Here is a 2,608-nt window from a genome sequence, read left to right as displayed (position 1 = left end):
CGCACCCGGGCGGTCCGGCGACCAGGAGCCCGCCGGTGCGGAGCAGGTCCACCGTGACCGGCGCGCCGCCGTCGCCGCCCGGGCCCAGCAGTGCCACCCCCGGCCGCAGCCCCGGGACGTGCGGGGCGGCCGGGTCGGCGGGCAGCTCGACCACCTCCACCCGCCCGGCGACCGGGGCCGGACCGGGGTCCGTGCGGGGGTCGGGCAGCGGGCGGGGCAGGGCGAGCTGCACCTCGGTGGCGTCGTCGTCGAGCAGCGCACGCCCCGGTGGCCGGTGACCGGGGACCTTGGCCGCCGGCACACCCGCGACCGCGTAGTCGGCGCGGTCGGCCAGCGGCAGCAGCAGCCGGTGCCCCACCGCGCCGGCCAGCCGGCTCCCCGGCAGCACCCGGTCGGCGGTGAGCACGGCGGTGAGCCCGGCCGCGGCCCCCTCCCGGACCAGCCGCAGCAGCGCGGCGCCGCCGGACCCCGGCGTCAGCTCCTCCAGCTCGGAGGTCACCGGGTCGACGCCGTCGACGAGCAGCAGCAGGCGGGGGTGGCGCCCGGGGGTGGTGCGCCGCCGGTCCACCTCCTCCTGCAGCCGGGCGACCAGCCGCTCCAGCCGGTGACCCGCTCCGCGCGCCACCACCGTGCCGGTGTGCGGCAACCCGGACGCGGCGCGGGCGAGCTCACCCCCTGCGGAGTCGACCGCGTGCACGTGCAGCTCTCCCGGGCCGAGGCCGGCGACCGCCTCGCCCAGCAGGGTGCGCAGCGCCGTGGTCCGCCCGCTGCGCGGCCCGCCGACCACCAGCCAGCCGCCGCCGGTGTCCAGGTCGACGAGCAGGTCGTCCCGGCGCTGCAGGTCCGGCCGGTCGACCAGGCCCCAGCGCAGCCGACCGGCCGTGCCGGGGGCCCGGTCCTGCGGGCCGACGTGGTCGGGGAGCGCCGGCAGCCAGGGCCGGGGCGGTGGGGGCAGGCCCTCCGCGCGGGCGCGCAGCGCGTGCACCTGCCCGGCCAGGTCGGTGCCACCCGGCGGCGGGGACGGCTCACCCGTCGCCGGCCGCGGCGGCCAGCGCCGCACCTGCACGCCGTCACCGGCGTCCGCGGGCACCCCCACCCGGGCCACCTGCAGGAGCACCGGCGGCTCGGACCCCACCCGGAGCAGGGCCCGGCCCGGCCGGTCGACCGGCAACCGGGCGGCGTCGGGCATGCCGAGCACGTCGCGCGACCCGGTCTCGTCGGTGGTGCGCAGGCACAGCCGGACGGTGCAGTTGGCGCGGATCTCCGGGCTGACCGACCCCGACGGCCGCTGCGTGGCCAGCACCAGGTGCACCCCGAGGGACCGGCCCCGCTGGGCGATGGCGACCAGGCCGGGCACGAAGCCGGGCAGCTCCTCGCCGAGGGTGGCGAACTCGTCCACGACGATGACCAGCCGAGGGAGGAGCACGTCGGGGGGCAGCTCGGCGAGGTCGCGCGCCCCGCACTCGGCCAGCACCCGTTCCCGGCGGGTCAGCTCCGCGGTCAGCGAGCGCAGCGCCCGGGCGGTGGAGGCGCCGTCGAGGTCGGTGAGCACGCCGACCGTGTGCGGCAGGTCGGCCGCCTCCCCGAAGGCGGCGCCGCCCTTGTAGTCGACGAGCAGGAAGCTGCACAGGTCCGGCGGGTGGGCGGTGGCCAGCCCCAGCACGAGCGTCCGCAGCAGCTCGGACTTCCCGGCCCCCGTCGTCCCGGCGACGAGTGCGTGCGGGCCCAGCGCGCACAGGTCGAGGGTCACCGTGCCCGCGGCGGCCGTGCCGAGGACGGCCGAGAGCGTCGTCCGCGACCGCGACCACGGGGTCGGCACGGGGCCGACGAGGTCCCGCCACCGCACCGCGTCGGGCAGACCGCCGGGACCGGCGGGCACGGTCAGCGGGGCCAGGTCGGCGGCCACCTGCTCGGCCAGCCCCGCGGCGAGCTGGTCCAGGACGAGGTCGGCGTCCGGCCGGCCGGCGCGGCGCAGCCGGGCCCTCGCCCCGGTCTCGCCGGCCACCTCCAGCAGCGCCGTCGCCCCGCCCGGCACCCGCCCGACGACCACCGCCCCGTCCTGGCGCGCCTGCCGGAGCCGCTCGGCGTCCTCGTCGCCGAGCTGCCCGTCCACCACGACGAGGCGGACCCCGTCCGGGCCCGGGGTCGGCTCCAGGTGCGGCAACCACCGGGCCCAGATCCAGTCGGCGGCCTCGGCGTGCCCGGTCAGGAGGGTGAGGGAGACCGCGTCCGGTGGGTGCAGGACCGCGACCTGGCAGACCAGTTGCCGCAGCGCCCCCAGCACGGCGGGCCGGGGACCACGGACCTCCAGCCCGCCCTCGCGCAGGTCCAGCAGCACCGGGAGCCGGGCTGCCCGGACCGGCGCCGGTGCGCCCTCGCCGTGCCGCCGGGAGACACCGGTGCTGCCCGGACCGGTGCCCACCCGGACCACCAGCAGGCCGGGGTCGGTGGCCGGCCGCTCCCACAGCGGCGCACCGCGTCGCCGTGCCGCCGCGACCAGGCAGGCCGGGTCGGGGGCCAGCTGCTCGCGCAGGCCGGTCTCGGCGGCGACCGCGGCGGCCACCTCGGTGTCGGCGCGGGCGAGGTCGACGACGTGCTCGGCGGTGCG

The 2,608-nt window shown here is 80.3% G+C and carries 1 protein-coding gene; it reads right to left on the bottom strand.

Annotated features, from left to right (window positions below; genetic code table 11):
* The coding region (locus NH342_RS22655) for an FtsK/SpoIIIE domain-containing protein (protein WP_253018580.1) at positions 1–2,608 on the bottom strand (2,608 nt) is incomplete at both ends.

Source organism: Klenkia sp. PcliD-1-E, from assembly GCF_024124375.1.
Lineage (GTDB): Bacteria > Actinomycetota > Actinomycetes > Mycobacteriales > Geodermatophilaceae > Klenkia.
This window is presented reverse-complemented; position numbering and strand designations above follow the sequence as displayed.